Here is a 25,316-nt window from a genome sequence, read left to right as displayed (position 1 = left end):
CTGACCTTGGTCAAATTGAGTTACTTCATTGCGGCGACGTTGTTCTTGTTGGGCTTGCTGCGCATGGCATCGCCCAAGACTGCACGCAGCGGCATCCAATGGGCCGGTGCTGGCATGGTGCTGGCGACGCTGGCGACGTTCTTCCTGCCCGGTCTGCACAACATCGCACTGATGATCGCGGCGATTGTGATCGGTGTCGGGCTCAACTGGGTCTGGGGCAAGAAGGTGGCGATCACCGACATGCCGCAGATGGTGGCCCTGTTCAACGGCATGGGCGGTGGCAGCGCGGCGGCGATTGGCGCAGTCGAGTTGGTCAAGGCATCGGGCGGTGAACCAGGCCACACGCGTTTCGCGTTGGGCCTGGCAGTGCTGGGGGCTTTGATCGGTGCGGTCTCGCTGACCGGCAGCATCATCGCCTGGGCCAAGCTCGACGGGCGCATGGACAAGCGCTACGCGTTCGATGGCCAGCAGTATTTCAACGCCTGCGTCGCACTAACCACGATTCTTGCTGGCGGCATGGCGTTGTACACCTTGTCGATGCCGTGGATCATCGCGTTTTTCGTGCTGGCGCTGCTGTTGGGCGTGTTGATGACGTTGCCGATCGGCGGCGCGGACATGCCGGTGGTGATCTCGCTGTACAACGCGTTCACCGGCCTCGCGGTCGCATTCGAAGGCTATGTGCTGGGCAATGAGGCGCTGATCATCGCCGGCACGATGGTCGGTGCGGCGGGCATGTTGCTGACGCGGCTGATGGCGAAGGCGATGAATCGCAAGATCAGCAACGTGCTGTTCTCCAACTTTGGTGGCGCGAGCGCGGAGATGCAGGAAATCGGCGGCAGCATGAAACCGATTGAAGCCAGCGATGTCGCCGCGCTCATGGCGTATGCGGAGCGCGTGGTGATCGTGCCCGGTTACGGCATGGCCGTCGCGCAGGCGCAGCACAAGATCTGGGAACTGACCCAGCGCCTGATGGAGCGTGGGGTGAAGGTGAAATTCGCGATCCACCCGGTCGCGGGGCGCATGCCAGGCCATATGAACGTATTGCTGGCCGAAGCCGGTGTGCCCTACGACCTCATCGCCGACATGGACGACATCAACCCCGAGTTTGCCAATACCGATGTCGCGCTGGTGATCGGTGCGAACGACGTGGTCAACCCGGTGGCCAAGACCGATCCCGCATCGCCCATCTACGGCATGCCGATCTTGGATGTCGTCAACTCGAGGAACACCGTCATCATCAAGCGCGGCAAGGGCACCGGGTTTGCCGGCATCGAGAACGCCCTGTTCTATGCCGACAACTCGCGCATGCTGTACGGCGATGGCAGCGAGATGGCCAGCGCCCTGGTCAGTGAGTTGAAGGCGCTCGACGGCGGGCACTAAGCCCGCCTGATTCAAGGGTCAACGCCCGAACCAGCCCGCCAGCACCACGGCGGCGATGTAGATGGCCAGATCGCGACCGTCGTTGGCCAGCTGCGCCAAGGTCCAGGCGAAACCCGGGCCCATCAAGGAGATGCCTTCCCACGGCATCATCCCCATCAAGAGGCCGACGCGCGCGGCCAGCATCCAGCCATTGGCGATCAGGATCGCGAGCACGGTGCCGCCGGCCGCAATCATGCCGCGGTTCAAGCCGCGGGGCAGGCGGGCCAGTCGCACCATCAACACCAGGTCCAGCGCGGCGATGAGGGCGAACGCGCTCAACATTCGGTCCATGTACAGCGCCGCCAGCACCCAGAGCGCCGCGACGCCGACAATGCCGATCACGGGCAGCAAGAGGCGCGAAAAGTTGTAGCCAGCGGGCTTGGGCGGGGTCTCGGACATGCGGACTAACAAGACTGGGCCGTACAGGATAGCGGCTTGGCGGCGTACAATAACCGATTCCGTTTTCCTTCCCTGTCCATGTATTCCCGCAGTAGCGAACCTGTGCGCTTTGAGCGCGATTGCCCCGTCGTCCTAGTCCCCTCGGGCGAGGAAGTGACGATGCCGGCTGGCAGCATCGGCTATATCACCCAGGCCTTGGGTGGCAGTTTTACCGTGTTCGTTGAAGGCAATCTGATGCGCGTGGCGGGCAAGGATGCGGATGCCATCGGCAAGGAGCCGCCGATGCCGATCGAGCTGCCGGAAGGGGCCGGGGACGAAGAAGTCGAACGCTTGGTCTGGCAGCAACTACGCACTTGTTTTGACCCGGAAATTCCAATCAACGTGGTCGATCTGGGCTTGGTGTACGAAGCAGATCTATCCGCGCATCCCGATCAGCCTGGCCAGCGCAAGGTCGAGGTCAAGATGACCCTGACCGCGCCCGGTTGCGGCATGGGCGACATCCTGGTGGCCGACGTGCGTGACAAGCTGGAAATGATTCCGACAATCGTGGAAGCCGATGTCGAGCTGGTCTTCGACCCGCCATGGAACCGCAACATGATGAGCGAGGCTGCGCGGCTTGAAACCGGCATGTTTTGATCGCAACCCGCTTCAAACTTAGCCGCCCGTCACAAATGGCTTGTACATCACGCGATGCCAACGCATCATCGCCTCTGGCTCTTGGATCGGCTCGCATGTTGTCACGTCACTGCTTCTTCGCGATCGTCGCGGCTGTTTCCCTCGCGGGCTGCATCAGCATCAATGCCCCGCTGCCGTCGATCCCGACGATCAATCTCTCGGCAAACCTGCCAGGCATCAGCGGCATGGCACCGATGAGCGACGGTCGATACCTCATCGTCATGGACACCAAGGCGTATTCCGAGGACCTGCGTTTTGGCGCGATAGACGCCGTGGCCGAAGGTGGTACCCGCTTCTCGCCGATCCCGGTGCGTGGTTGGGAGATTGTCGGTGGCCTGTCGAATGACCTAGAGGCGCTGTGCGCATTGCCCGGGCGTCGTGATGAATTTCTCGCCGCGGAAAGCAGCTATCGCGATGCTGATTACGGCCGCATCCTGCACCTGCGCATAGTCAATGGTGTCATTGAATTGCTGCACGCAGTGAAGCTGCCGGCCGAGCGCAGCAACGGCAAGGACGACATGGGCTATGAAGGCCTGGCTTGTCGCAGCATCGGTGAGGGTCGCTATCTGTTGGCTTTGGGCGAGCGTGGCGGCTCGAAGGTGCGGCCGCGCGGTAGCTTGCGCTTTGGCGAGTTCAATGCTGATGCCGGCACAGTGAGTTGGCAGACGCAGGAACGAGAACTGCATGCGCCGGGCAGCTGGCTGTCGGTGCCGCCGCATCGCGATATCGCGGATTTGTATGTCGATGGTGCCGGCACGCTATGGGCGGTCGCAGCTTCCGACCCGGATGACTACGGCCCGTTCCGTTCGCTGGTGTGGACGCCGGGGCAGCTGGGCATGAGCTTGGACAAGCCGTTCCTGACAGATCGCGCGGATCGGGATGCGCGCTGGATCGTGGATGGCTTCAAGGTCGAGGCATTGTCATCGCCCGACGGTCGCATCCCGGGTGGCGTGCTGTCGATCGGTAGCGAGGACGAGAAGCTGGGCGGAGCCTGGCGTGTGCTCGGCCCGCCCAACTAAGGATCAGTTGGCCTCGAAGCGATTGGCTTCGACGTTCTTGCGGACTTTTTCCGGATCCCAGATGCGCCCGTTCATCGCGATGTAGACGCCGGGCGGTAGCGACTGCACCGCGCCCACGGCGCAACCAATGTTGAACTCCGCATCCGAGCCTTCGAAACGGGCGGGGTTGAGTGCGCCGGTCAACACGATGGTCTTGTCCTTGATCTCGGCCAGCACTTTCGCGGTCTCTACCATGCTGTCGGTGCCATGCGTGACCAGCACGCAGCGCTCGTTCTGCGCGGCGATGGTTGCGCGCATCAGCACTCGATCGTCATCGTTGATGAACAGCGAATCCTTGCGCAGCAGCGGGATCACGTGAAAACGGAACGCCACACCCAGGTCATCGAGGATCTTGCCGATCTGGGGCTCGCCTACTTGGTAATCCGATTTCGCATCGAAATACACTTTGTCGATGGTGCCGCCGGTGGTGACGATGAGCAGGTCTTCCATTGTGTGATCCACGATGCGTGATGTCGGCGATTTTACGCTGAACCCCCGGGCTTGCCGTCATGCTTCCCGAATCGCGCCTTCATCCCGCCCCAACTGGAGGCGCCGACGATCACCAGCGAAAGCGCCACTATGGCCAAGGCGTAGGTACGCGCGCCGCCACTGAGTGTCCATGCTTCCATCACGCCGAACGAGAACCAGCCCAGCGAAAACACGCCGGCCCAGAAGGCCGCGCTGCGAAAGCGCAGCACCAGGGCCAAGGCGATCAGGAACGGCGGCCCCGCGGCAAAGATCAAGGTCGCTGGATTGCTGCGGAAGCCCCAAGCGAACAACGCGGCCAGCAGCAGCAATGCGATAAACAATAGACGCTTGCTGGCAGTCATGCGGCCAACTTCCTTGCGAGCTCGGCCAAGCGGCGGCCGAAGGCACGTGCGAGCTCCGCTTCGTCATCGGACAAGGTCGGGTCGGCGTGTGCGCCCGAGACGTGGCTGGGGCCGTAAGGCGTGCCACCGGTTTGGGTCGATGACAGGCGTGGCTCGCTGTAGGGGAGGCCGGTGATGATGCAGCCGTGGTGTAGCAGGGGAATCATCATCGACAACAAGGTCGATTCCTGGCCGCCGTGCATGCTCGCGGTCGAGGTGAATGCCCCGGCCGGTTTGCCGATCAGCACACCGCTGGCCCATTGACTGCCCAAGCCATCAAGGAAGTGCTTCATCGGCGCGGCCATGTTGCCGAAGCGCGTCGGACTACCAATGGCAAGGCCGGCGCACTCTTCCAGATCCTTGGTCGTCACGTAGGGCGCGCCGGTTTCCGGTACCGGCGGCATGGCTGTTTCGGTTTGCGATGCCACGGGCGGTACGGTGCGCAAGCGCGCCGTCATTCCATCGATTTCGCCCACGCCACGGGCGATTTGTCGAGCCAGTGCTGCAACCGAGCCGACTCGGCTGTAATAAACCACCAGGACGTCTGCCATCCGTTTCACCTGTTTCGGGGGCTGACAGTGTATGCGCACGGGGCGCCTGCTAGTCTTTGCCGATGTCTGGAATACCTGCACATCGTCGCCTGCAAGGCCATGTCATGGAACGCGTCCGCGATCGCGCACGGATGTTGACCTTCGCCCGATTCGTCGGCCGTCGCTTTGTCGATGACCGTTTGTTCGAGGCCGCCGGTGCGCTGGCCTTCACCACTACCTTCGCCATCGTGCCCTTGTCGTTCGTGGTCTTTGGCGTGTTGTCGGCGTTCCCGGGCTTCGAGCGCTGGACCGATGCGCTGGGCAATTACATCTTCAACAATTTCGTGCCGAGCGCCGCCGAGTCGGTAAAGACCTACCTGCTGCCCAACAAAGATACGAAGGTGAAGATGACCGCGGCAGGCGTGGTCGCGTTGATCGTGTCGCTGCTGGTCACCTTGACCAGCGTCGAGGCGGTGTTCAATCGCATCTGGCGGGTGCCGACCGCGCGTCCCAAGTTCAGCCGTTTCCTCGTCTATTGGACGGTGATGACCTTGGGCGCCTTGCTGGCGGCGAGCGGTCTGGCGCTTTCCACGCGCTTGTTCGCGCTCGCATTTTTTTCCGAGACCAGTGCGGGCCAGTGGTTGAGCGGCTTGATGCTGCGCGGCACGCCGATCCTCATCGAGTTGGTTTGCTTTACTTTGATTTATCGCGTCGTGCCCCACCGCACGATCAAATGGCGTCACGCCTTTGCAGGTGCAATCCTCGCCGCGATCGCGTTCGATCTCATCAAGTGGGCGCTGGGCTTCTATTTCGGCCATTCGGAAACCTACAAGAACTTGTACGGCGCGTTGGCATTGGCCCCCATCTTCCTGTTGTGGATCTATATGGGGTGGGTGTCGATATTGCTCGGCGCGTCTTTCGCCGCAAGCCTCTCCGCATTCCGCTACCAGCCGGCTTCCATGCGTCTGCCGATAGGCTATGAAATGTATGGCTTGCTGCGGATGTTGGGTCGCTTGCAGGAAGCGCGGCAGGATGGGCGCGGCCTGCACGTGGACGAGATACAAGCGATGGAGCCGATGCTGACCGATGCCCTGGTGCAACAGTTCCTCAGTCAGCTGGATGAGATTGATGTGGTTGCGCGTGCGGAGTCGGGTGAATGGTTGCTCTCGCGTGACCTGGACCAGATCACCCTGACTGAACTCTACGAAGCCTGCCACCTGCGCATACCGACCGCCGAAGCGCACCTGCCTTGCCGTGATGATGAGTTAGGTGTTTGTGTGTCATCAGTGATCGACGACTTGCGGATTCCCTTGCGCGACTTGCTCAAGCGCAAGGTGGCCACCGTGTACGACGACATGCCCGTTAAGGAGCCCGCCCAGTGAAGCTACGCCACCTGATCTTGCCGTTGATGTTGTGCGTGCTGGCGGCGTGCAAGCCAGCTGCTGACGATGCGGCCAAGCCCGTCGCCACGCCGTCGAACCAGCCCGTCGTGCCTGTAACAGTGAAACCGGCGGCCATCGGCGAGGTGCCCGTGCTTTCCATCGACACCTTGGATGGCAAGACCTTTGACCTGACTGCGCAGCGAGGCAAATGGGTGGTGGTCAATTACTGGGCCACGTGGTGCGGGCCTTGCATCAAGGAAATGCCCGAGCTTTCCGCGCTCGATGCCATGCGCGAGCACATCGAGGTGATCGGCCTTGCCTACGAAGACATCCCGGCCGACGACCTGCGTGCATTCTTGGCAGAGCGCCCTGTGGTCTATCCCATCGCGATCATCGGTGTGACCAACCCGCCAGCCTCATTTGAAGCGCCGCGCGGACTGCCTTTGACGTACCTCATCGCACCGGATGGGAAGTTGACACGTCAGTTCGTCGGACCGGTCACGGCAAAATTGATCGAAGATGCCATCGCCGAAGCAGGCGGCCCTTCACTCGGCAGTGCATGAGGGCGATGCGGTGAAGTGTTTACTCGTCGCGGTGATCTTGGTTATGGCGGGCTGTGCGTCCACGCCGGCATCGCCACCCGCCAGAGCAATCGGAAGCGACATCGTCCCGCTCAATCATCTGCCCTCGCTCAAGGGCGATTACCTGAAACTAGAGTCGAATCAGGTCGGACGTGCGTATCACGTGTATGTACGTTTGCCCGAAGGGTATGACCCATCCAGTGTCAAACGCTATCCGGTGGTGTATCTGCTGGATGGGGACAGCCTGTTTCCGATGTTGGCACCACAGCATCTCTTCCTCACCTACGACGAAAAATTGCCGGAAGCGGTGATCGTTGGTATCGCGTATGGCGGATTCGATCCGTCGATCAACAAGCGTGACATCGATTTCAACCCGCCCGCGGTGGACGGCAAGCCCGGCCAGGATGGCGCGCCTCGCTTCCTGCGTTTCCTCGAAACCGAATTGTTGCCGACCATCGAAAGCCGATACCGCATCGATCCGACACGCCGTATCTTGGCGGGGCAGTCACGTAGTGGCTATTTCGTGCTGTGGTCGGCCATGGAGGCACCGGACTTGTTCTGGGGTCGCATCGCCAGCAACCCCGCCACCACGCCCGGACGCGACCGATTCTTTGCGCCTGCCGCGGCGCATGCAAGAGGTGATCTGCACTTGGCTGTGGCCATCGGCGAGCGCGAACCCGAGTTCCGTCAGACTTTCGTGCGTGAGTGGGGCGATGCGTGGCAATCGCGGCGCGATGCGCCATGGGCGCTCAAGCGGCTGGTCATCGCCAATGGCACGCATGCAGCCAGCGTTGGCGAAACCTATCGGCAGGCGATGTTGTGGCTGTTCGATGACGAAGTGCAGGCCGCCAAGCAAGAAGCCGCGGCGGGTGATCACTGATGCCTGCCGCGCGTTTTCTCATCAGCGGCAAGGTGCAGGGCGTGTGGTTTCGCGCCAGCACGCTCAAGCAGGCTGAGCAGTTGGGCCTGGGAGCCTGTCATGCAACTAATTTGGTGAATGGCGGCGTGGAAGTGCTGGCGGTGGGTGATGTCGCATCACTCGATGCACTGCAGGCCTGGTTGCATGAAGGCCCACCACTGGCGCACGTGGATCATGTGGCTCGCGAAGATGTTGAAGCGGACGGTGTGCCGGTCGGGTTCAACATCGCCTGAAATTCATATTGAGCGGGCTCAGTCTTTTTTCTTTTTACTTAATGGGAAATCAGTAAGGGGTTTGACCATGCCGAAGCGCTCCTTTTTCGGCTTGCCGGGTAGTGAGGGGAAGTCGATGGGCTCCGCGTCCATATGCGTATCAGGCAGCCGGTCTATCAAATCGCGAATCAAGGTCAATCGGCCCAGTTTTTGATCGTTGAAATCGACCAGTGTCCAAGGTGCGTCCTTGGTGTGCGTGGCCTTCAACATCGCTTCGCGCGCCGCGGTGTAGTCGCCGTACAACTCGCGCGCCTTGAGGTCGATGGGTGAAAGCTTCCAGCCCTTGAGCGGATCCTCGCGACGTTCGGCGAAACGCTTTTCCTGTTGCACCTGATCGCAGGACAGCCAGTACTTGAAAAGCAGGATACCGTCATCGACCAATTGCTTTTCAAAGACGGGTGCTTGCTGCAGGAAAGCTTTCACTTGTGCGGATGTCGCAAATCCCATGATCCTCTCGACGCCGGCGCGGTTGTACCAGCTTCGGTCGAACAGCACGATTTCTCCGGCTGCGGGCAGGTGCGACACGTAGCGCTGGAAATACCATTGCGACGCTTCGCGTTCGGTCGGCTTGGGTAGTGCGACCACGCGGCATTGGCGCGGGTTTAGGTGTTCGCTGACAGCCTTGATCGCGCCCCCCTTACCTGCGGTGTCCCGGCCCTCGAACAAAACCAGGATGCGCTGCCCCGTGGCTGCGGCCCACTGCGCCATTTGCGCCAGCTCCACCTGCAGCGGTTCCAGCAAGGGCTCGTAGTCCTTGCGCTTGAGTTTGCTCATGGCCTGCGTCACCCGTGCTCAGTTCAAAGGCACTGAATACCACTGAGTGTCGTCTTCCTGCCAGCCCGCATTGCGATACAGCGCGCGCGCGGCTTCGTTGCGGCGACCGGTCTCCAGCTGCAAGCGACTGGCACCATCGTTGCGGGCGTATTCGATGGCGGCCTTCAGCAAGGCCTTGGCCACGCCGTGTCGACGCTGGTCGGGTGGGACATACAAGTCATTCAAGACCCAGATGCGCGCGGTATGCACGGATGAATACATCGGATACAGCTGGGTGAAACCGACTGCATTGCCATCGGTTTCAGCCAGCAATACTACGGATTCGTTCGCACCGATGCGTGCGCGCAACCAGTTGCGTGCACGGGTCAGGTCGCTGGGTTGGTCGTAAAACTGTCGATACGCGTCAAACAACGGCACCAGTTCATCGACATCATCCAGTTCTGCCTGGCGGACCTTGGTTTTCATCCTCGCCCCCGGTTTTGAGGACGCCAAGCACATCACAGCGCGTGTTGAAGAATCGTTATTCGGTGTCTCAGGGCGCGTCGGTCAACCGTGCCAGTGCATCGGCCTGCGCTTCCTGTGCCAAGCGGTCGATCAACGGGTCCAGCGCGCCTTCCAGCACATTCGGCAAGTCGTACAGGGTCAGGCCCTCGACGCGATGATCGGTGATACGGCCTTGCGGAAAATTGTAGGTGCGGATGCGCTGGCTGCGATCGCCGCTGCCGACCTGCAACTTGCGGTCAGCGGCCTGGGCGGCCTCGCGGCGCTCGATCTCGGCCTCGACCAACATCGCCTTCAGTCGCTTCATGGCCTTGTCGCGGTTGGCGTGTTGGCTGCGCTCGGTTTGCGACTCCACCACCACGCCGCTGGGAAGATGCGTGATACGAATTGCGGAATCGGTTTTGTTGACGTGCTGACCACCCGCGCCGGATGAGCGGTAGGTATCGACGCGCAAATCGGCGGGATTGATTTCGATTTCAACATCGCCGCCTTCCTCGGCAATGATCGCGACGGTCGCGGCCGAGGTGTGGATGCGGCCTTGCGATTCGGTTTCCGGTACGCGTTGTACGCGATGGGTGCCGGATTCGAACTTCAGCTTCGAGTACGCGCCATCGCCTTCCACGCGCGCGACCACTTCGCGATAACCGCCGTGTTCGCCCTGGTTGGCGGATTCGACTTCCACCTTCCAGCCTTGTTTTTCGGCATAGCGCGAGTACATGCGGAACAAGTCGCCGGCAAAGATCGCGGCCTCGTCACCACCCGTGCCGGCGCGCACTTCCAGATACAGACTGCCGTCGTCGCGCGCATCGCGGGGCACCAGGTGGCCCATCAATACGGTGTCGAGTTCGGCGATGCGGGCTTCGGCTGCCGCAATCTCTTCCTCCGCCATCGCGGCCAGTTCCGGGTCCGCGCGCAACTCGATGGCGGCGGCGAGGTCCTCGCGGGCTTGCCTGTCTTCGTTCATCGCCTGGGCAACGGGTTCAAGCCGCGCGAATTCGCGTGACAGTTTGCGAAAGGCGTTCTGGTCGCCGATCACCGATGGGTCGGCTAGCAGACGTTCAAGTTCATCGCGCCGTTCGGCGAGCAGCTCAAGCTTGCGGCGCAGGGTCGGCAGCATCGTTCGATTCGTCGTTAGTGTCGGTGGCGCCGGTGGTGGGGAAGAGGCGGTCCACCGCGCGTCCCAGTTCTGCATCGCCAATGGCCGCCGCTTCGCGCAGTGCAACAGTCGGCGCGTGCAACAAGCGATTGGTCAGGGTGTGTGCGAGCAGGTCAAGCGCTTCTTGTGGATCCGCCCCCGATTGCAGCAATCGTTGCGCCTTGCGCATCGCCTCGGCGCGCGCGGCTTCGCCGTGCTGGCGCAGTTGGCGCAGCGGTGCATCGTTGCGGATCAACGCAAGACGCTCCATGAATCGCTCGGCATGCAGCGTCGCAATCGCTTCGGCTTCATCAGCGGCTTCGCGTCGGCTGCGGCGGTTGTCTTCGACCACGCGTTCGAGATCATCGACCGTGTACAGGAACACATCACGAAGCTTGGCGATATCGGCTTCGATATCGCGCGGTACGGCCAAATCCAGCAGCAGCATCGGGCGATGACGACGCGCCTTCAACGCATCGGCGACCTGCGAGCGCGTCACCACCGGCTCACGCGCGGCAGTGGCAGAGAACACGATGTCGGCTTCGGCGAGGTGACGGTCCAGCTCCGACAACGGCAGTGCAAATCCACCGTGACGCCCGGCGATTTCCTGTGCGTGGGCGAGGGTGCGGTTGGCAATGAGCAGCCGCTTCACCCGGCCTTCGGACAAATGCTTGGCGGTGAGCTCGATGGTCTCGCCCGCGCCGATCAGCAGCACCGTCGAATCCTCCAGTCGCGCGAAGGTGTCCTGCGCCAGGCGCACGGCGGTGGAGGCCACCGACACCGGATGTTGACCGATACGGGTATGCGTACGTGCGTGCTTGGCCGTGCCGAAGGCTTGCTGGAACAAACGATCCAGCGAACTGCCGAGCGTGCCGGCTTCGCGCGCCGATGCCCAGGCCTCCTTCACCTGACCCAGGATTTGCGGCTCGCCCAATACCAGTGAGTCCAGCCCCGCTGCGACCCGAAACAGGTGACGCACGGCGTCGGCATCCCGATGGCGATACAGGTACGCCTCCAGCGCCAAACGGCCGCCGGGGCGGTCGGCCAGCCATTCGTGCAGCCCCGCTGCATCACCCTCTGCCAAAACGTATAGCTCGGTGCGATTGCAGGTGGAGAGAATCGCAGCTTCTTGCACGCCCGGCAGCGATTTCAATGCCGATAGCGCTTCCGGCAACGCGCCCTCGTCAAACGCCAGACGCTCGCGCAGGCTGACCGGCGCGGTCTGATGGTTGACACCCAAGGCGTGGAAGGTGGGCCGGGTCGGCATGTTCAGGCGCTTGCGATTAAGCTGGCTGCGATTCCAAACCGCGCATTTTACGCCCCTGCCGATGCCTGACAGTCACGTTCGCCGTTTATCCATCCTCTTGATGTCGATGTTGCTTGCCTGTGCGCCCTGGCAGCTGGCGGCAAAGACGCCCAAGCCGGCCCCCGGGAATGTGGCCTTGGAGCCGATGTTGGCCGGCGAATTCGCCCTGCAGGCGGGCAAATTGGATGAGGCGGCCAAGCATTATCTGGAAGCCGCGCGCAAAAGCGGTGATATCGGTTTGGCCGAGCGCGCCGCGCGCATCGCGCTCTTGGCCAACGACGATCGCACCGCCAACGCAGCATTGGCCCTGTGGAAGCGCGGCGCGGAGCCATCGCTCGCCCTGTCCGCGACCGAGGCCACCCTGGCCCTGCGCGGCGGGAAAGCCGCGACGGCTGTCAGCAGCCTGGAGGCTTTGCTGCGCAACCCGGATCCGCGCGGCTGGCGCTATGCGCTGATCGCGTTGTCGGCGGGCGGCAAAGACACCGCATCCACGGCCGACGTGCTGCAGAAATTGCGCGAGCGAGATGCCTTGCCCAAGGACATGGACGCACAACTGGCCTTCGCCGGGCTGGCGCAACGTCTCCAGCAACAGCCTTTGGTCGATGCGTTGATTGCCGACATCGTCAAAGCACACCCGAACGAGCCGCGCGTGCAACTGTTGCAGGCGAGCCTAGCGCGAGAAGCCGGGAATCTGGATGATGCTCGCCAACAATTGGAGGCTCTGCGCAGCCGCCTCGATGAGATTCCGGGTGCACGTCTGGCCCTGGCTGGCGAGTACGAAGCGCTGGGCGATGCCGCGACCTCTGCCGCGATACTGGCTGGTGGCCCGCAGAACACCCAGACCCGCGCCCTGCGCGCCGCGATGCTCTCGCGCGCCAAGGACGATCCGGGTCTGGAAAAGTTGTACGCCGAGCTCAAGGCTGAAACTGTTGGCCCTGGCGACCCGCGCCAACGCCTGCTGCTGGGGCAGGTGGCGGAGACCCTGAAGAAATACGACGAAGCGCTGCAGTGGTACGACGCTGTGGCGGGCGGCAATCTGCGCGATGTCGCTCGACTGCGGCGCGCCAGCACCTTTCATGCGATGGGCCGCAAGGACGAAGGATTCGCCGCATTGCGCGCATTGCAAAACGATGACGCGGCAGAGGGTGAAGTCGTGCGCGACGCCTACCTCGCCGAGGCCGAATTGCGCCGCGAAGATGGCGACGAAAAAGGCGAGTTTGATGCCTATGCACGCGGCCTCGCCGCGATGCCGGATGAGCTCGCCATCCTCTACAGCCGGGCGCTTGCATGGGAGCGTGTCGATCAGATTGATCGCGCCGAGGCGGACCTGCGCAAATTGCTGGTGATTGAGCCCGACAATGTCGCCGCGCTCAATGCGCTGGGTTACACGCTGGCTGATCGCACCACGCGTTATCGCGAAGCCTTGGAGCTGATCGATCGTGCGCGCGTGGCTGATCCGGGGAACGCCGCGATCATCGATAGCCACGGTTGGGTGCTGTATCGCCTTGGTCGCAACGAAGAAGCGCTGGTGCAATTGGAGCGGTCCTTCGCGCTCAACAAGGATGCGGAAGTCGCAGCCCATGTCGCTGAAGTGCTGTGGGTGCTGGGGCGCAAGGACGAAGCACAGAAATGGTTCGATCAAGCGCGCCGAATCGACCCGGAGAATCGTTCGCTGAGGCGTGCGCTGGAAAAAACAGGGGCGGGATCATGACGATGCGACATCCCTACACGCTTACTGCAGCAGTGACACTCGCGGCGTTGCTCGCTGGTTGCGCGGGGCAGCAGACCCGTTCCTTGCCCGCTTATGCTTCGGTGTGCGATGTCGCGGAAATGAGCGTTGTATGCAGTGCAACGCTCGCGGCGCACAAGGCCAGTGTTGCCGCACGAGGTGAGGATGTGTGGTCGATGCAAGCGCGCGCCGCTATCAGCACCGGCAAGAACGCCGGCAATGCGCGTATAGATTGGCAGCAGCGCGGCCCGCTGGACTATTCGGTGACCTTGAGCGCGCCGATCACCCGACAAAGCTGGCAGCTGGATGTCGCAAACCAAAAAGCCACGATCACGGGCCTGGAAGGGGGGCCGCGCAGTGGTGTCGATGCCGCGACCTTGCTGCGTGAGGCAACGGGTTGGGACATCCCCGTGCAATCGATGCGGTTCTGGTTGCGCGGCACGGCCGCCACGCACCCGGTGCCGACCGGGTATGTTTTCGGCTCGGGCACTGACTTGATCCGCCTCGACCAGGACGGTTGGCGCATCGATTTTGAACAGCATCGCAGTGATGGTCTGCCTGGGCGCATCACCGCCACGCGCGGTGACAGCCGTGTACGACTCGTCATCGACCAGTGGAGCGATGCGACGGGTGGCTGATCCGACAGTGATGTTTCCTGAAGCTGAAGGCTGGAGCGCATGGCCTGCGCCGGCCAAACTCAACCTGTTTCTGCAGATCACCGGACGTCGGCCGGATGGCTACCACACGCTGCAGACCGTATTTCGTCTGCTCGATTGGGGTGACACCGTGTACCTGCGCATGCGCGGCGATGGTGGAATTCGCCGGCTAGGTGAGTCCGCCGAGGGTGTCGTGGAGGCTGACGACCTGATGGTAAAAGCCGCGAAATCACTAAAAAAAGAGTCGAATATCGCTCAAGGTGTTGATATCGGGGTCAAAAAGCGAATTCCGTCAGGCGGCGGATTTGGTGGTGGGTCGTCGGATGCGGCCACTGTCTTGGTTGCTCTCAATCGCCTATGGGGGCTGGATTGGCCCACTGATAGCATCGCTCGGCTCGGCCTGTCATTGGGCGCAGATGTGCCGGTCTTTGTTCATGGGCAGAACGCCTGGGCCGAAGGCGTGGGGGATGTCATCACCCCGATCGACCTGCCGCCGGCCTGGTATGTGCTGGCTTTCCCCGGGGTTCATGCCCCGACCGCAGGACTTTTTCAGGCCGAAGATTTGACGCGGGATTCCGCGCCCGCGACAATAGCCAACTTCCTTTCAGGATCGCTCTCGGGCAATGCGTTCGAGCCGGTGCTGCGGAAGCGCGAAAACGCGGTGGATTCCGTGCTGAACGCGCTTTCAGCCATCGGTACGCCACGTTTGACCGGCAGCGGCAGCGGTTGTTTCGTCGAATTCGCCACGCGCGATGAAGCGATGGACGCCCTGCAGCGATTGCCCGCGCAACTGGACGCGCGGGTCGCGGAAGGCGCGGCACGATCGCCGTTGCTGGATGCGCTGGAGAGACGGAGCTGACGCATCGCGTTGATTCCGAACGTTTTACAGGGGCGTCGCCAAGTGGTTAAGGCACCAGGTTTTGATCCTGGCATGCGTAGGTTCGAATCCTTCCGCCCCTGCCATCTCCATCCACCATCCACCGCGCGGTCAGAGCGAAGCGGAGTCTCAGATGCAGGAACAGCCCAACTTGCTGGTGTTCTCGGGTAACGCGAATCGCCCATTGGCCAAGGCTGTTTGCGACGAGCTGGGCATCCGCATGGGCAAGGCGCTGGTCGGGCGTTTCTCCGATGGCGAGGTGCAGGTAGAGATCGAGGAAAACGTGCGCGGCCAGGATGTCTTCGTCATCCAGCCGACCTGCGCGCCCTCGGCCGAGAACCTGATGGAGCTGTTGGTGTTGATTGACGCGCTCAAGCGTGCCTCCGCCAACCGCGTGACCGCCGTGGTTCCGTATTTTGGCTACGCCCGCCAGGACCGCCGCCCGCGCTCGGCGCGCGTGCCGATCACCGCCAAGGTCGCGGCCAGCATGTTCAACACGGTGCATACCGACCGCGTGCTGACGCTGGACCTGCACGCCGACCAGATCCAAGGCTTTTTCGACATCCCGGTCGATAACGTCTACGCCTCGCCGCTGCTGCTTGCCGACATCTGGCGCGCCTATGGCACCGACAATCTGATCGTGGTTAGCCCGGACGTCGGCGGCGTGGTGCGCGCACGCGCGATTGCCAAGCGTCTGGACGATGCCGACCTTGCCATCATCGACAAGCGTCGTCCGAAGGCGAACGTCGCGACGGTGATGAACATCATTGGTGATGTCGCCGGCAAGGACTGTGTTCTTGTCGATGACATCGTCGATACCGCCGGCACCTTGTGCGCTGCTGCCGCTGCCCTCAAGCGGCATGGCGCGGCCAAGGTCGCCGCTTACATCACCCACCCGGTGTTGTCGGGCGCGGCGATCGACAACATCACGAATTCCGCGCTGGATGAGCTGGTCGTCACCGACACCATCCCGCTCTCCCAGGCCGCCAAGGCCTGCGGCAAGATCCGCCAGCTCTCGGTGGCGGAGCTCTTGGCAGAAACCATTCGCCGCATCGCCTTTGGCGAGTCGGTGAGCTCGCTCTACGTCGACTGACGCAAGAGCAGCACCCCATTCGTGGCGCTCATGCCGAGCGTCGCGGACACGGCTCATCTGGTCGCGGATGAGTCGCCTTGCTGCAGCAATGCAGCTTTCAATGACTGAAAGTGAGTAACTGAAATGGCTAGCAAAGAACACAAACTGACGGCGTTCGGCCGCAAGGACGAGGGGAAGGGTGCGAGCCGCCGCCTGCGTCATGCGGGCCGCATTCCTGCCGTCGTCTACGGCGGTGGCGCCGACCCGGTGAGCATCGAGCTCGAGCACGAGCCGACTTGGCTTGCCCAGATGAACGACTGGTTCTATTCGTCGATCATCACCTTGGCCGTCGATGGCAAGGCCCAGCAAGTGCTGCTGCGTGACATGCAGCGCCACCCGTACAAGCAAATCATCATGCACCTGGACTTCCAGCGCGTGAAGGCGGGCGAGAAGATCCACGTCAAGGTGCCGCTGCACTTCATCAACATCGACGAGTCGCCCGCGGGCAAGGCTGCCGATGTCTCGGTGACCAGCGAACTGAACGACCTCGACATCGTCTGCTTGCCGAAGGACCTGCCGGAGTTCATCGAAGTCGATCTCGGCAATATCGCCGCCGGCGACACTGTGTACCTGGCCGACGTCAAGCTGCCGTCGGGCGTCGAGCTGTCGCACGCGGTCAGCGAAGAGCACAACCCGGCCGTGGCCGTGGCGCGCTTCGTCAAGGAAGAAGTCGAAGAAGAAGTCGCGGAAGAAGTGCCGGCCGACGACGTGCCCGCCATCGACCAGGGCGGCGACGAAGCCGCGCCGGAAGGCGAAGGCGAGAGCAAGGGCGAGTAATCGCCTTGGCGCGACGGGATGGCGCAGGTCCTCCCGTCGCATCGATCGATGCAAGCACTCCGCCTCATCGTCGGGCTCGGCAATCCGGGATCCGAACACGCGAAGACCCGCCACAACGCGGGTTTTCGTTTTGTGGACGAACTGGTCGATGCGGCCGGTGCGCGCTGGAGCGTGGAATCCAAATTGTTCGGTGAAGTCGCCCGCGTGAACATCGGCGGTCGCGACATCTGGGTGCTCAAGCCCAGCACCTTCATGAACCTCAGTGGCAAGTCGGTTGCCGCGGCGCTGCGCTTCTGGAAGATCGAACCCGGCGCCATGCTGGTTGCGCACGATGAGCTGGACATGCCACCTGGCACGGTTCGTCTCAAGTTTGATGGCGGGCACGGCGGGCAGAATGGCCTGCGCGACATCTTCAAGCACACCGGCCACGGCAAGTTCGGTCGGCTACGCGTCGGCATCGGCCATCCTGGCCACAAGGATCGCGTCACCGGCTGGGTGCTGGGCCGCGCGAATGCCGATGACGATGTACTGATCGCACGCGGCATCGACGATGCGCTCGCGATCATGCCCTTGCTCGCCGAGGGCAACTTCAACGAGGCGCAGAAGCGCCTCAATACTTCTTCTTAAGATTTTCCATCCAGATTTCTGCGGCGCACGCGCGCTGCCCGGAGCAAGACATGGCCATTCAATGCGGCATCGTCGGCCTGCCGAACGTCGGCAAATCCACGCTGTTCAATGCGCTCACCAAGGCCGGCATCGCCGCGGCCAACTTCCCTTTCTGCACGATCGAGCCCAACGTCGGCGTGGTGCCGGTGCCGGATCCGCGCTTGGGTGAGTTGTCCGCCATCGTCAAGCCGGAGAAGGTGATCCCGACCGCCGTGGAATTCGTCGACATCGCCGGCCTCGTCGCCGGTGCGGCCAAGGGTGAGGGCCTCGGCAACAAGTTCCTGGCCCACATTCGCGAGGTGGATGCGATCGCGCACGTCGTGCGTTGCTTCGAGAACGCCGACGTCATCCACGTCAACAACAAGGTCGATCCGATCGCCGACATCGAGACCATCGATACCGAGCTCGCGCTGGCCGATCTTGAATCCGTCGAGAAAGCCCTGCAGCGCGCCGAGCGCAACGCCAAGAGCGGCGACAAGGACGCGAAGGTGCGTGTTGAAGTGCTGGGCCGCGTGCGTGCGGGTCTGGATGAAGGCAAGCCGGTGCGCGCACTGGGTCTTTCCGATGAGGACAAGGCAGCGATTCGTGATCTCTTCCTGCTCACCACCAAGCCGGTGATGTACGTCGCCAACGTGCTCGAAGACGGTTTCGATAACAACCCGTATCTCGATGCCGTGCGCGCGCGCGCCGAAGCCGAAGGTTCGCAAGTGGTGCCGGTTTCTGCAGCCATCGAAGAAGAGTTGTCGCAACTCGATGACGAAGACCGCGACACCTTCCTCGCCGATCTGGGCCTGGAAGAGCCCGGTCTCAATCGCGTCATTCGTGCGGCCTACACGCTGCTCGGCCTGCAGACCTACTTCACCGCAGGCGTCAAGGAAGTACGTGCCTGGACAGTCAAGAAAGGCTCGACGGCGCCGCAAGCGGCCGGTGTCATCCACACCGATTTCGAAAAAGGCTTCATCCGCGCCGAGACCATCGGCTACGACGACTACATCAAGTACAAAGGCGAGGCAGGTGCCAAGGAAGCCGGTCGCCTGCGCCTGGAAGGCAAGGAATATAAGGTCGCCGAGGGCGACGTGCTGCACTTCCGCTTCAACGTTTGAGCGCGTTTCATCGCACACCCAAGGCCGGTGCCCTGCATCGGCCTTTTTGTTTTGGGGGATGCCCTTTCGCTTTAGTATCGTGAAACATCCGAACTAGAGAAGACCGATGCGCCAGATGATCGTTCTCGGCGTGCTTGCTGCCACGTTCAGCCTTGCCGCTGCGCCAGTTGGTGCGCAATCCCGATCAAAAGTCAGCAAGCCGGTGCTGGTGATCCACGGCGGCGCCGGGGTGATTCGCCGCGAAAACAGCAAGAACGACGATGCCGCGATCCGCAAGGTGCTGGAGACCGCGCTTCGCAATGGTTATGGAGAGCTGCAAGCGGGCAAGCCCGCACTCGATGCCGTGACCGCCGCGATCACCGTGCTTGAGGACAGTCCTTATTTCAATGCGGGCAAGGGCGCGGTGTTCACCCATGAGGGCCGCAACGAGCTGGATTCCTCGATCATGGAAGGCCACACCCAGCGCGCAGGCGCGGTCGCGGGCGTGCAACATATCAAGAACCCGATTCTTCTGGCCCGCGCGGTCATGGATAAGTCGCCGCACGTGATGCTGGTGGGGAAGGGCGCGGAAACCTTCGCCAAGGCGCAAGGGTTCACGATGATGCCGACCTCATACTTCCACACCGAAAAGCGCGCCGGCCAGTTGCGCAAGGCGCAGTTACAGGAGGCGGGCAAGCAGGTTGCCGCCGGACCTGAATATCTCCGCTATATCGGCACCGTGGGCGCACTGGCGCTGGATTCGGCGGGCAATCTCGCCGCCGGAACCTCGACCGGTGGGATGAGCAACAAGCGCTGGAACCGAGTTGGTGACAGCCCGATCATCGGGGCTGGCACATGGGCGGATAAGCAGTGCGCCTTCTCCGGCACCGGCTGGGGCGAATACTACATTCGTACCGCGGCAGCGAGAATGACTTGTGCCCGGGTAGAATTTGAAGGCGAGTCGGCGGCAGCTGCGGGTGCGGCCATCGTGAATGGCGACATCGTCAATTTGGGTGGCAATGGTGGGGCGATCGTGATGACGGCGGATGGCGATTTCGCCTTCCCCTTCAACACCGAGGGCATGTACCGCGGCTGGATCGATGCCAGTGGCCAGCCACATGTCGCCCTGTACGTCGATGAAGGCCTGCGCGGCGACGTTTTGCCGGCTGCCCAGGCCACGCTGGATGCCCCGGTGCGTTGAGCGTGCACCGGTATTCAAATTCTTCGTTGCGGAGCGTTGACATGCCTTGAGACGCCCGTCAGAATAACGGGCTGTTTCACCGCCAGACGGTTTCGGCGGAGGGATACCCAAGCGGCCAACGGGGGCAGACTGTAAATCTGCTGGCTTACGCCTTCGGTGGTTCGAATCCACCTCCCTCCACCATCATCGTTTAGTGGCGAACGGCTTCCGAGTGCGGGAGTAGTTCAATGGTAGAACTGTAGCCTTCCAAGCTACTAGTGCGGGTTCGATTCCCGTCTCCCGCTCCACTGAACCACACCGTCGGAAGGTAACAACAATCCGCTCACGTAGCTCAGTCGGTAGAGCACCTCCTTGGTAAGGAGGAGGTCGATGGTTCGATTCCATTCGTGAGCACCATATTCGCAATACCACCGCAATCCAGAACCGAGAAAAATCATGGCAAAGGGTAAGTTCGAGCGCACCAAGCCCCACGTGAACGTGGGCACGATTGGTCACGTTGACCACGGCAAGACGACGCTGACGGCGGCGCTGACGAAGGTGGGCGCAGAGCGTTTCGGCGGCGAGTTCAAGGCCTATGACGCGATTGACGCGGCGCCGGAAGAAAAGGCACGCGGCATCACGATTTCGACCGCACACGTCGAATACGAGAGCCCGACCCGTCACTACGCCCACGTCGATTGCCCGGGCCACGCCGACTACGTCAAGAACATGATCACCGGTGCGGCGCAGATGGACGGCGCGATCCTGGTGTGCTCGGCCGCTGACGGCCCGATGCCGCAGACCCGCGAGCACATCCTGTTGTCGCGTCAGGTCGGCGTGCCGTACATCGTCGTGTTCCTGAACAAGGCCGACATGGTGGACGACGCTGAGCTCTTGGAGCTGGTGGAGATGGAAGTGCGTGAACTTCTGTCGAAGTACGAGTTCCCGGGCGACGACACCCCGATCATCTCGGGCTCGGCCCGCCTGGCGCTGGAAGGCGACCAGAGCGAGATCGGCGTGCCGGCGATCCTGAAGCTGGTCGACGCGCTGGACACCTGGATCCCGGAGCCGGAGCGCGACGTGGACAAGGCGTTCCTGATGCCGGTGGAAGACGTGTTCTCGATCTCGGGCCGCGGCACCGTGGTGACCGGCCGAATCGAGCGCGGCGTGATCAAGGTGGGTGAGGAAATCGAGATCGTCGGTATCCGCCCGACCCAGAAGACGACCGTTACGGGCGTTGAAATGTTCCGCAAGCTGCTGGACCAGGGCCAGGCAGGCGACAACGCCGGTCTGCTGCTGCGCGGCACCAAGCGTGACGACGTCGAGCGCGGCCAGGTGCTGTGCAAGCCGGGTTCGATCACCCCGCACACCGAGTTCGAAGCCGAGGTGTACGTGTTGTCGAAGGACGAAGGCGGCCGTCACACGCCGTTCTTCAAGGGCTACCGTCCGCAGTTCTACTTCCGTACCACCGACATCACCGGTGCGGTCGAGCTGCCGGAAGGCACCGAGATGGTGATGCCGGGCGACAACGTGAAGATGGTCGTCAGCCTGATCAACCCGGTCGCCATGGACGAAGGCCTGCGCTTCGCGATCCGCGAAGGCGGCCGTACGGTCGGCGCCGGCGTGGTGGCGAAGATCCTCAAGTAAGACCGGTCCAGCCCCTGCTTCCGCATGCCGGAAGCAGGCCGGATCAGGGCAGGGCGGCGCGAGCCGCTCGGTCCAAGGCAGAAAAAGGCTTGCAAGGGCTTGAAAATGCCTGCTAGAATGTAAGACCACTTGCGGATTCGTGCTTGCACGATGGCCGCAGCCAGCGAAATGAGGAGCAGGAAGCGCCTCGTCTTCGCCAGACAAGGACAGGTCGCGTGGCTCATCTGGCAATGCCGGGTGACACACGCGTTTGTTGGTGTCTGGGCGGACCGGGAGACCGGGCCGCCTTTGTTTTTGGGAAAGTTTCACCGCGATACGGCCTGCGCTTCGGTGCTTGCACGTCGCAACCACCGGGTTCGGCACACCTAGCTGTCGGGCCTTCGCTCTTTGGACTTATTGAGGAATCTCCGTCATGGCGGACCAGAAGATTCGCATCAGGCTGAAAGCCTTCGATCATCGTTTGATCGACCGCTCGGCCAGCGAAATCGTCGAGACGGCCAAGCGGACCGGCGCGCAAGTGCGCGGCCCGATCCCGCTGCCGACCAAGACTGAACGTTACACCGTGCTGACCTCGCCCCACGTCGATAAAGACGCGCGCGACCAGTATGAAACCCGCACGCACAAGCGTGTGCTTGACATCGTCGACCCCAACGACAAGACCGTGGACGCGCTGATGAAGCTCGAACTGGCTGCCGGCGTCGACGTCCAGATCAAGTTGACCTGAGGAAATCATCATGTCGACGAAAATCCATCAAATGGGCCTGGTTGGCCGAAAGGCAGGCATGAGCCGCGTCTTTACCGAAGATGGCAAGTCCATCCCGGTGACGCTGATCGAGGCCACGCCGAACCGCATCACCCAGATCAAGACCGTTGAGGCCGACGGCTACAGCGCTGTGCAGGTCACTGCCGGCGTGAAGCGCGCTGCCCTCATCAACAAGACCGGCACTGGCCATTTCGCCAAGGCCAAGGTCGAAGCCGGTCGCGGTCTGTGGGAATTCCGCGTCGCCGACGACAAGCTGTCCGATTACGAAGTCGGTGGCGAAGTCAAGGCCGACATCTTTGCCGAAGGCCAGATGGTCGACGTGCAGGGCGTGACGAAGGGTAAGGGCTTCCAGGGCACGATCAAGCGCTGGAACTTCACCATGGGTGACGCCACCCATGGTAACTCGCTCTCGCATCGCTCGCCGGGTTCGATCGGTCAGCGCCAGACGCCGGGCCGCGTGTTTCCGGGCAAGAAGATGTCCGGTCACATGGGTGCCGAAAACCAGACCACCCAGAACCTCGTGGTCGTCAAGGTTGACGCCGAGCGTGGCTTGATCGCCGTGCGCGGCGCTGTGCCGGGCGCCCCGGGTGGCGACGTCATCGTGCGTCCGACCAGCAAGGGAGCATGAGCATGGAACTGACCATCAAGGGTAGTGGCAACAAGGTGTCGGTCTCCGAAGCCGTGTTTGGCCGTGAGTTTTCTCAGGACCTCGTCCACCAGGTCGTCGTCGCCTACCGCAACGCCGGTCGCGCTGGTACCAAGGCGCAGAAGACCCGTTCGGAAGTCAACGGCACGACCAAGAAGTCGAAGAAGCAGAAGGGCGGCGGCGCGCGTCATGGCGCATTGACGGCTCCGATCTTCATCGGCGGCGGCGTGACCTTCGCGGCCAAGCCGCGCAGCTTCGCGCAGAAGGTCAACCGCAAGATGTACCGCGCCGCGATGGCCGCGATCCTGTCGGAATTGAACCGTCAGGGCCGTATCACCATCGTTGAAGGTTTCGACGTGGATGCCGCCAAGACCTCCGGCCTGGTTGCCAAGCTGAAGGATCTCGAAGTCGGCAAGCGTCCGCTGATCGTGACCGAAGAAGCTTCGGAAAACCTGTTCCTGTCCGCTCGCAACCTCCCCTACGTGGAAGTGCGCGACGTGCAGGGCCTGGATCCGGTGTCGCTGGTCGGTTCTGACTCGGTGGTGATCACTGCCGACGCAGTCAAGAAGATCGAGGAGTGGCTGGCATGACCACCAACGTTTATGAAGTAATCCGCGCGCCGCGCGTGTCTGAAAAGACCGCCCGCCTGCAGGAAGTGTCCAACCAGTACGTCTTCGAAGTGGCGACCACCGCCACCAAGGCTGACGTCAAGGCAGCCATCGAGCAGATCTTCGACGTGAAGGTTGAGTCGGTGAACGTAGTCAACGTGAAGGGCAAGCAGAAAGCCTTCCGTTCGCGCATGGGTCGCCGCAGCGACTGGCGCAAGGCTTACGTGAAGCTGGCTGACGGCCAGTCCATCGACGTGACTGCGAAGGCCTAAGGAGCACACGATGCCTTTAATGACTTTCAAGCCGACTTCCGCTGGCCGCCGTAGCGCGGTTCGCGTGGTCACGCCCGATCTGCACAAGGGTGCGCCTTACGCGCCGCTCTTGGAGAAGCAGGGCAAGACCGGTGGTCGCAACCATCACGGCCGCATCACCACCCGCCACATCGGCGGTGGTCATAAGCAGCATTACCGCATCATCGACTTCAAGCGCGATAAGGAAACGATTCCCGCCAAGGTCGAGCGCATCGAGTACGACCCGAACCGCACTGCGCACATCGCGTTGCTGCTGTACGTGGACGGCGAGCGTCGCTACATCATCGCGCCGAAGGGCCTGAAGGCCGGCGACCAGGTGATGGCGGGCGAGTCCGCGCCGATCCGCGCCGGCAACACGCTGCCGCTTCGCAACATCCCGGTGGGCACCACGGTGCACTGCATCGAGATGAAGCCGGGCAAGGGTGCTCAGATGGCCCGCGCCGCTGGCGCTGGCGTGCAGCTGATCGCGCGCGAGCAGGGCTATGCCACGCTGCGTCTGCGTTCGGGTGAAATGCGCAAAGTGCCGGTCGACTGCCGCGCCACCATCGGTGAAGTGGGCAATGTCGAGCACAACCTCGAGAAGCTGGGCAAGGCTGGCGCGAAGCGCTGGCGCGGTGTCAAGCCGACCGTTCGCGGTGCGGCGATGAACCCGGTTGATCACCCGCACGGTGGTGGTGAAGCCAAGGCCGGCCAGGGTAATCCGCATCCGGTCACCCCGTGGGGCGTCCCGACCAAGGGTTACAAGACCCGCAAGAACAAGCGCACGCAGCAGTTCATCGTGCGCGATCGCAGGAGCTAATCGGCCATGGCACGTTCACTCAAGAAAGGCCCCTTTGTCGACCATCACCTCATCCAGAAGGTGGAGGCCGCGGGCACCAATACGAAAAAGCCGATCAAGACCTGGTCGCGTCGTTCGATGATCCTGCCGGAAATGGTGGGCTTCACCCTCGCAGTTCACAACGGCAAGAATCATGTGCCGGTGCTGATCAACGAGAACATGGTGGGCCACAAGCTCGGCGAATTCGCACTGACCCGTACCTTCAAGGGTCACGGCGGCGACAAGAAGTCGAGGTAAGGAGATGACCATGGAAGCTAAAGCCATCCTGCGCACTGCGCGCATCTCCCCGCAGAAAGCCCGCCTGGTCGCTGATCAGGTGCGCGGCCTGCCGGCCTCTCGCGCCCTCGACTTGCTGAAGTTCAGCGACAAGAAGGCTGCACACATGATCCACAAGCTGTTGTGGTCGGCGGTGTCAAATGCCGAAAACAACGTTGGCGCCGATGCCGACGCGCTCAAGGTCAAGACCATCATGGTTGATGAAGGTCCGTCCCTGAAGCGTTTCATGGCGCGTGCGAAGGGTCGCGGTACCCGCATCGTCAAGCGCACCAGCCACATCACCATCGTCGTCGGCGAGGGCAAGTAAT

The 25,316-nt window shown here is 62.3% G+C and carries 30 protein-coding genes, 4 tRNA genes and 1 pseudogene; 27 read left to right on the top strand and 8 right to left on the bottom strand.

Annotated elements, in window-relative coordinates:
• Nucleotides 1-6: 6 nt before the first annotated feature.
• Nucleotides 7-1,380: pseudogene (locus BW989_RS06900) on the top strand (NAD(P)(+) transhydrogenase (Re/Si-specific) subunit beta); the annotation flags it as partial.
• Between the two features lie 18 nt (nt 1,381-1,398).
• Here BW989_RS06900 and BW989_RS06895 read toward each other — a convergent pair.
• Complete coding sequence (locus tag BW989_RS06895; protein ID WP_076586744.1) at nt 1,399-1,818, bottom strand: hypothetical protein; 420 nt, start codon at nt 1,816-1,818, stop codon at nt 1,399-1,401.
• A gap of 78 nt (nt 1,819-1,896) precedes the next feature.
• On the opposite strand from BW989_RS06895, the gene sufT reads away from it, so the two are divergent.
• The gene (sufT, locus tag BW989_RS06890) at nt 1,897-2,454 is read left to right on the top strand and encodes a putative Fe-S cluster assembly protein SufT (protein ID WP_076586742.1); all 558 of its coding nucleotides are present in this window, start codon (nt 1,897-1,899) and stop codon (nt 2,452-2,454) included.
• Nucleotides 2,455-2,549: 95 nt separating this feature from the next.
• Nucleotides 2,550-3,512, top strand: a complete 963-nt coding sequence (locus tag BW989_RS06885) for a hypothetical protein (RefSeq protein ID WP_076586740.1) — start codon at nt 2,550-2,552, stop codon at nt 3,510-3,512.
• Between the two features lie 3 nt (nt 3,513-3,515).
• Here the strand turns inward: BW989_RS06885 and BW989_RS06880 are convergent, their stop codons facing one another.
• Genes BW989_RS06880 through wrbA form a run of 3 tightly spaced genes read right to left on the bottom strand, consistent with a single transcriptional unit; the run spans nt 3,516 to nt 4,971 of the window.
• Nucleotides 3,516-4,001, bottom strand: a complete 486-nt coding sequence (locus tag BW989_RS06880; protein ID WP_076586738.1) for an asparaginase domain-containing protein — start codon at nt 3,999-4,001, stop codon at nt 3,516-3,518.
• A 32-nt stretch (nt 4,002-4,033) separates the two neighbouring features.
• Complete coding sequence (locus BW989_RS06875; RefSeq protein WP_076586736.1) at nt 4,034-4,381, bottom strand: hypothetical protein; 348 nt, start codon at nt 4,379-4,381, stop codon at nt 4,034-4,036.
• Nucleotides 4,378-4,971 (bottom strand): NAD(P)H:quinone oxidoreductase, encoded by a 594-nt coding sequence (gene wrbA, locus BW989_RS06870; RefSeq protein WP_076586734.1) that lies wholly within the window; start codon nt 4,969-4,971, stop codon nt 4,378-4,380. The genes BW989_RS06875 and wrbA overlap by 4 nt, the downstream gene beginning before the upstream one ends.
• A gap of 104 nt (nt 4,972-5,075) precedes the next feature.
• On the opposite strand from wrbA, the gene BW989_RS06865 reads away from it, so the two are divergent.
• The 4 genes from BW989_RS06865 to BW989_RS06850 are packed head-to-tail and all read left to right on the top strand — an operon-like array spanning nt 5,076 to nt 8,065.
• The gene (locus tag BW989_RS06865) at nt 5,076-6,332 is read left to right on the top strand and encodes a YihY family inner membrane protein (RefSeq protein ID WP_076586731.1); all 1,257 of its coding nucleotides are present in this window, start codon (nt 5,076-5,078) and stop codon (nt 6,330-6,332) included.
• Nucleotides 6,333-6,358: 26 nt separating this feature from the next.
• Nucleotides 6,359-6,895 (top strand): TlpA family protein disulfide reductase, encoded by a 537-nt coding sequence (locus BW989_RS06860; protein ID WP_076587235.1) that lies wholly within the window; start codon nt 6,359-6,361, stop codon nt 6,893-6,895.
• Complete coding sequence (locus tag BW989_RS06855) at nt 6,852-7,793, top strand: alpha/beta hydrolase (protein ID WP_083688351.1); 942 nt, start codon at nt 6,852-6,854, stop codon at nt 7,791-7,793. The genes BW989_RS06860 and BW989_RS06855 overlap by 44 nt, the downstream gene beginning before the upstream one ends.
• On the top strand, nt 7,793-8,065 hold the full coding sequence (locus BW989_RS06850) for an acylphosphatase (protein WP_076586729.1): 273 nt from the start codon (nt 7,793-7,795) through the stop codon (nt 8,063-8,065). Before BW989_RS06855 ends, BW989_RS06850 begins: the two co-directional genes overlap by 1 nt.
• 18 nt (nt 8,066-8,083) lie before the next feature.
• Here BW989_RS06850 and ppk2 read toward each other — a convergent pair whose 3' ends face one another.
• The 4 genes from ppk2 to hemA all read right to left on the bottom strand — a co-directional run bounded on the left by ppk2 (nt 8,084) and on the right by hemA (nt 11,781).
• Entirely contained in the window at nt 8,084-8,878 is a 795-nt protein-coding gene (gene ppk2 / locus BW989_RS06845; RefSeq protein WP_076586727.1) for a polyphosphate kinase 2, read from the bottom strand.
• Between the two features lie 18 nt (nt 8,879-8,896).
• Nucleotides 8,897-9,343, bottom strand: a complete 447-nt coding sequence (locus BW989_RS06840) for a GNAT family N-acetyltransferase (protein WP_076586725.1) — start codon at nt 9,341-9,343, stop codon at nt 8,897-8,899.
• A 67-nt stretch (nt 9,344-9,410) separates the two neighbouring features.
• Nucleotides 9,411-10,496 (bottom strand): peptide chain release factor 1, encoded by a 1,086-nt coding sequence (gene prfA / locus BW989_RS06835; RefSeq protein WP_076586723.1) that lies wholly within the window; start codon nt 10,494-10,496, stop codon nt 9,411-9,413.
• Nucleotides 10,468-11,781 carry a glutamyl-tRNA reductase gene (hemA, locus tag BW989_RS06830; protein ID WP_076586721.1) on the bottom strand — a complete coding sequence of 438 codons (1,314 nt, stop codon included), beginning with the start codon at nt 11,779-11,781 and terminating at the stop codon, nt 10,468-10,470. Before hemA ends, prfA begins: the two co-directional genes overlap by 29 nt.
• Before the next feature lie 55 nt (nt 11,782-11,836).
• Between hemA and BW989_RS06825 the strand changes: the two genes are divergently transcribed.
• From BW989_RS06825 to rplV, 20 genes are all read left to right on the top strand, one after another.
• Nucleotides 11,837-13,531 (top strand): tetratricopeptide repeat protein, encoded by a 1,695-nt coding sequence (locus BW989_RS06825; protein WP_207551636.1) that lies wholly within the window; start codon nt 11,837-11,839, stop codon nt 13,529-13,531.
• Nucleotides 13,528-14,187, top strand: coding sequence for a lipoprotein insertase outer membrane protein LolB (gene lolB, locus BW989_RS06820; RefSeq protein WP_076586719.1), 660 nt, complete (start codon nt 13,528-13,530; stop codon nt 14,185-14,187). The genes BW989_RS06825 and lolB overlap by 4 nt, the downstream gene beginning before the upstream one ends.
• Before the next feature lie 10 nt (nt 14,188-14,197).
• Nucleotides 14,198-15,064 (top strand): 4-(cytidine 5'-diphospho)-2-C-methyl-D-erythritol kinase, encoded by an 867-nt coding sequence (gene ispE / locus BW989_RS06815; protein WP_076587229.1) that lies wholly within the window; start codon nt 14,198-14,200, stop codon nt 15,062-15,064.
• 28 nt (nt 15,065-15,092) lie between these two features.
• Nucleotides 15,093-15,168 (top strand) — tRNA-Gln (locus BW989_RS06810).
• Nucleotides 15,169-15,215: 47 nt separating this feature from the next.
• The gene (locus BW989_RS06805) at nt 15,216-16,175 is read left to right on the top strand and encodes a ribose-phosphate diphosphokinase (protein WP_076586717.1); all 960 of its coding nucleotides are present in this window, start codon (nt 15,216-15,218) and stop codon (nt 16,173-16,175) included.
• 123 nt (nt 16,176-16,298) lie between these two features.
• Nucleotides 16,299-16,991, top strand: a complete 693-nt coding sequence (locus tag BW989_RS06800) for a 50S ribosomal protein L25/general stress protein Ctc (RefSeq protein WP_076586715.1) — start codon at nt 16,299-16,301, stop codon at nt 16,989-16,991.
• A 48-nt stretch (nt 16,992-17,039) separates the two neighbouring features.
• The gene (gene pth / locus BW989_RS06795; protein WP_076587228.1) at nt 17,040-17,618 is read left to right on the top strand and encodes an aminoacyl-tRNA hydrolase; all 579 of its coding nucleotides are present in this window, start codon (nt 17,040-17,042) and stop codon (nt 17,616-17,618) included.
• A gap of 50 nt (nt 17,619-17,668) precedes the next feature.
• Nucleotides 17,669-18,760, top strand: a complete 1,092-nt coding sequence (gene ychF, locus BW989_RS06790; RefSeq protein ID WP_076586713.1) for a redox-regulated ATPase YchF — start codon at nt 17,669-17,671, stop codon at nt 18,758-18,760.
• Nucleotides 18,761-18,875: 115 nt separating this feature from the next.
• Nucleotides 18,876-19,940: an isoaspartyl peptidase/L-asparaginase family protein gene (locus tag BW989_RS06785; protein WP_207551635.1), complete on the top strand. Its 1,065-nt coding sequence runs from the start codon at nt 18,876-18,878 to the stop codon at nt 19,938-19,940.
• 97 nt (nt 19,941-20,037) lie between these two features.
• Nucleotides 20,038-20,123: transfer RNA gene (locus BW989_RS06780), tRNA-Tyr, on the top strand.
• Nucleotides 20,124-20,153: 30 nt separating this feature from the next.
• Nucleotides 20,154-20,227: transfer RNA gene (locus tag BW989_RS06775), tRNA-Gly, on the top strand.
• A 33-nt stretch (nt 20,228-20,260) separates the two neighbouring features.
• Nucleotides 20,261-20,336, top strand: a tRNA-Thr gene (locus BW989_RS06770).
• A 39-nt stretch (nt 20,337-20,375) separates the two neighbouring features.
• A complete protein-coding gene (gene tuf, locus BW989_RS06765; RefSeq protein WP_076586711.1) occupies nt 20,376-21,566 on the top strand; it encodes an elongation factor Tu in 1,191 nt (396 codons plus the stop codon).
• Nucleotides 21,567-21,978: 412 nt separating this feature from the next.
• Complete coding sequence (gene rpsJ, locus BW989_RS06760; RefSeq protein WP_076586709.1) at nt 21,979-22,290, top strand: 30S ribosomal protein S10; 312 nt, start codon at nt 21,979-21,981, stop codon at nt 22,288-22,290.
• Between the two features lie 31 nt (nt 22,291-22,321).
• Nucleotides 22,322-22,957 (top strand): 50S ribosomal protein L3, encoded by a 636-nt coding sequence (gene rplC, locus BW989_RS06755; protein ID WP_425476653.1) that lies wholly within the window; start codon nt 22,322-22,324, stop codon nt 22,955-22,957.
• Between the two features lie 2 nt (nt 22,958-22,959).
• Nucleotides 22,960-23,565, top strand: a complete 606-nt coding sequence (rplD, locus tag BW989_RS06750) for a 50S ribosomal protein L4 (RefSeq protein WP_076586705.1) — start codon at nt 22,960-22,962, stop codon at nt 23,563-23,565.
• Nucleotides 23,562-23,855, top strand: coding sequence for a 50S ribosomal protein L23 (rplW, locus tag BW989_RS06745; RefSeq protein WP_076586703.1), 294 nt, complete (start codon nt 23,562-23,564; stop codon nt 23,853-23,855). Before rplD ends, rplW begins: the two co-directional genes overlap by 4 nt.
• 10 nt (nt 23,856-23,865) lie before the next feature.
• Complete coding sequence (gene rplB / locus BW989_RS06740) at nt 23,866-24,693, top strand: 50S ribosomal protein L2 (protein ID WP_076586701.1); 828 nt, start codon at nt 23,866-23,868, stop codon at nt 24,691-24,693.
• A gap of 6 nt (nt 24,694-24,699) precedes the next feature.
• Nucleotides 24,700-24,969, top strand: a complete 270-nt coding sequence (gene rpsS, locus BW989_RS06735; RefSeq protein WP_076586699.1) for a 30S ribosomal protein S19 — start codon at nt 24,700-24,702, stop codon at nt 24,967-24,969.
• A gap of 10 nt (nt 24,970-24,979) precedes the next feature.
• On the top strand, nt 24,980-25,315 hold the full coding sequence (rplV, locus tag BW989_RS06730; RefSeq protein ID WP_083688407.1) for a 50S ribosomal protein L22: 336 nt from the start codon (nt 24,980-24,982) through the stop codon (nt 25,313-25,315).
• Nucleotide 25,316: the final 1 nt, after the last annotated feature.

The organism is Solilutibacter tolerans (genome assembly GCF_900155935.1).
Taxonomy (GTDB): domain Bacteria; phylum Pseudomonadota; class Gammaproteobacteria; order Xanthomonadales; family Xanthomonadaceae; genus Solilutibacter; species Solilutibacter tolerans.
The sequence above is the reverse complement of the archived record's forward strand: the minus strand, read 5'-3'. Positions and strand labels throughout refer to the sequence as shown.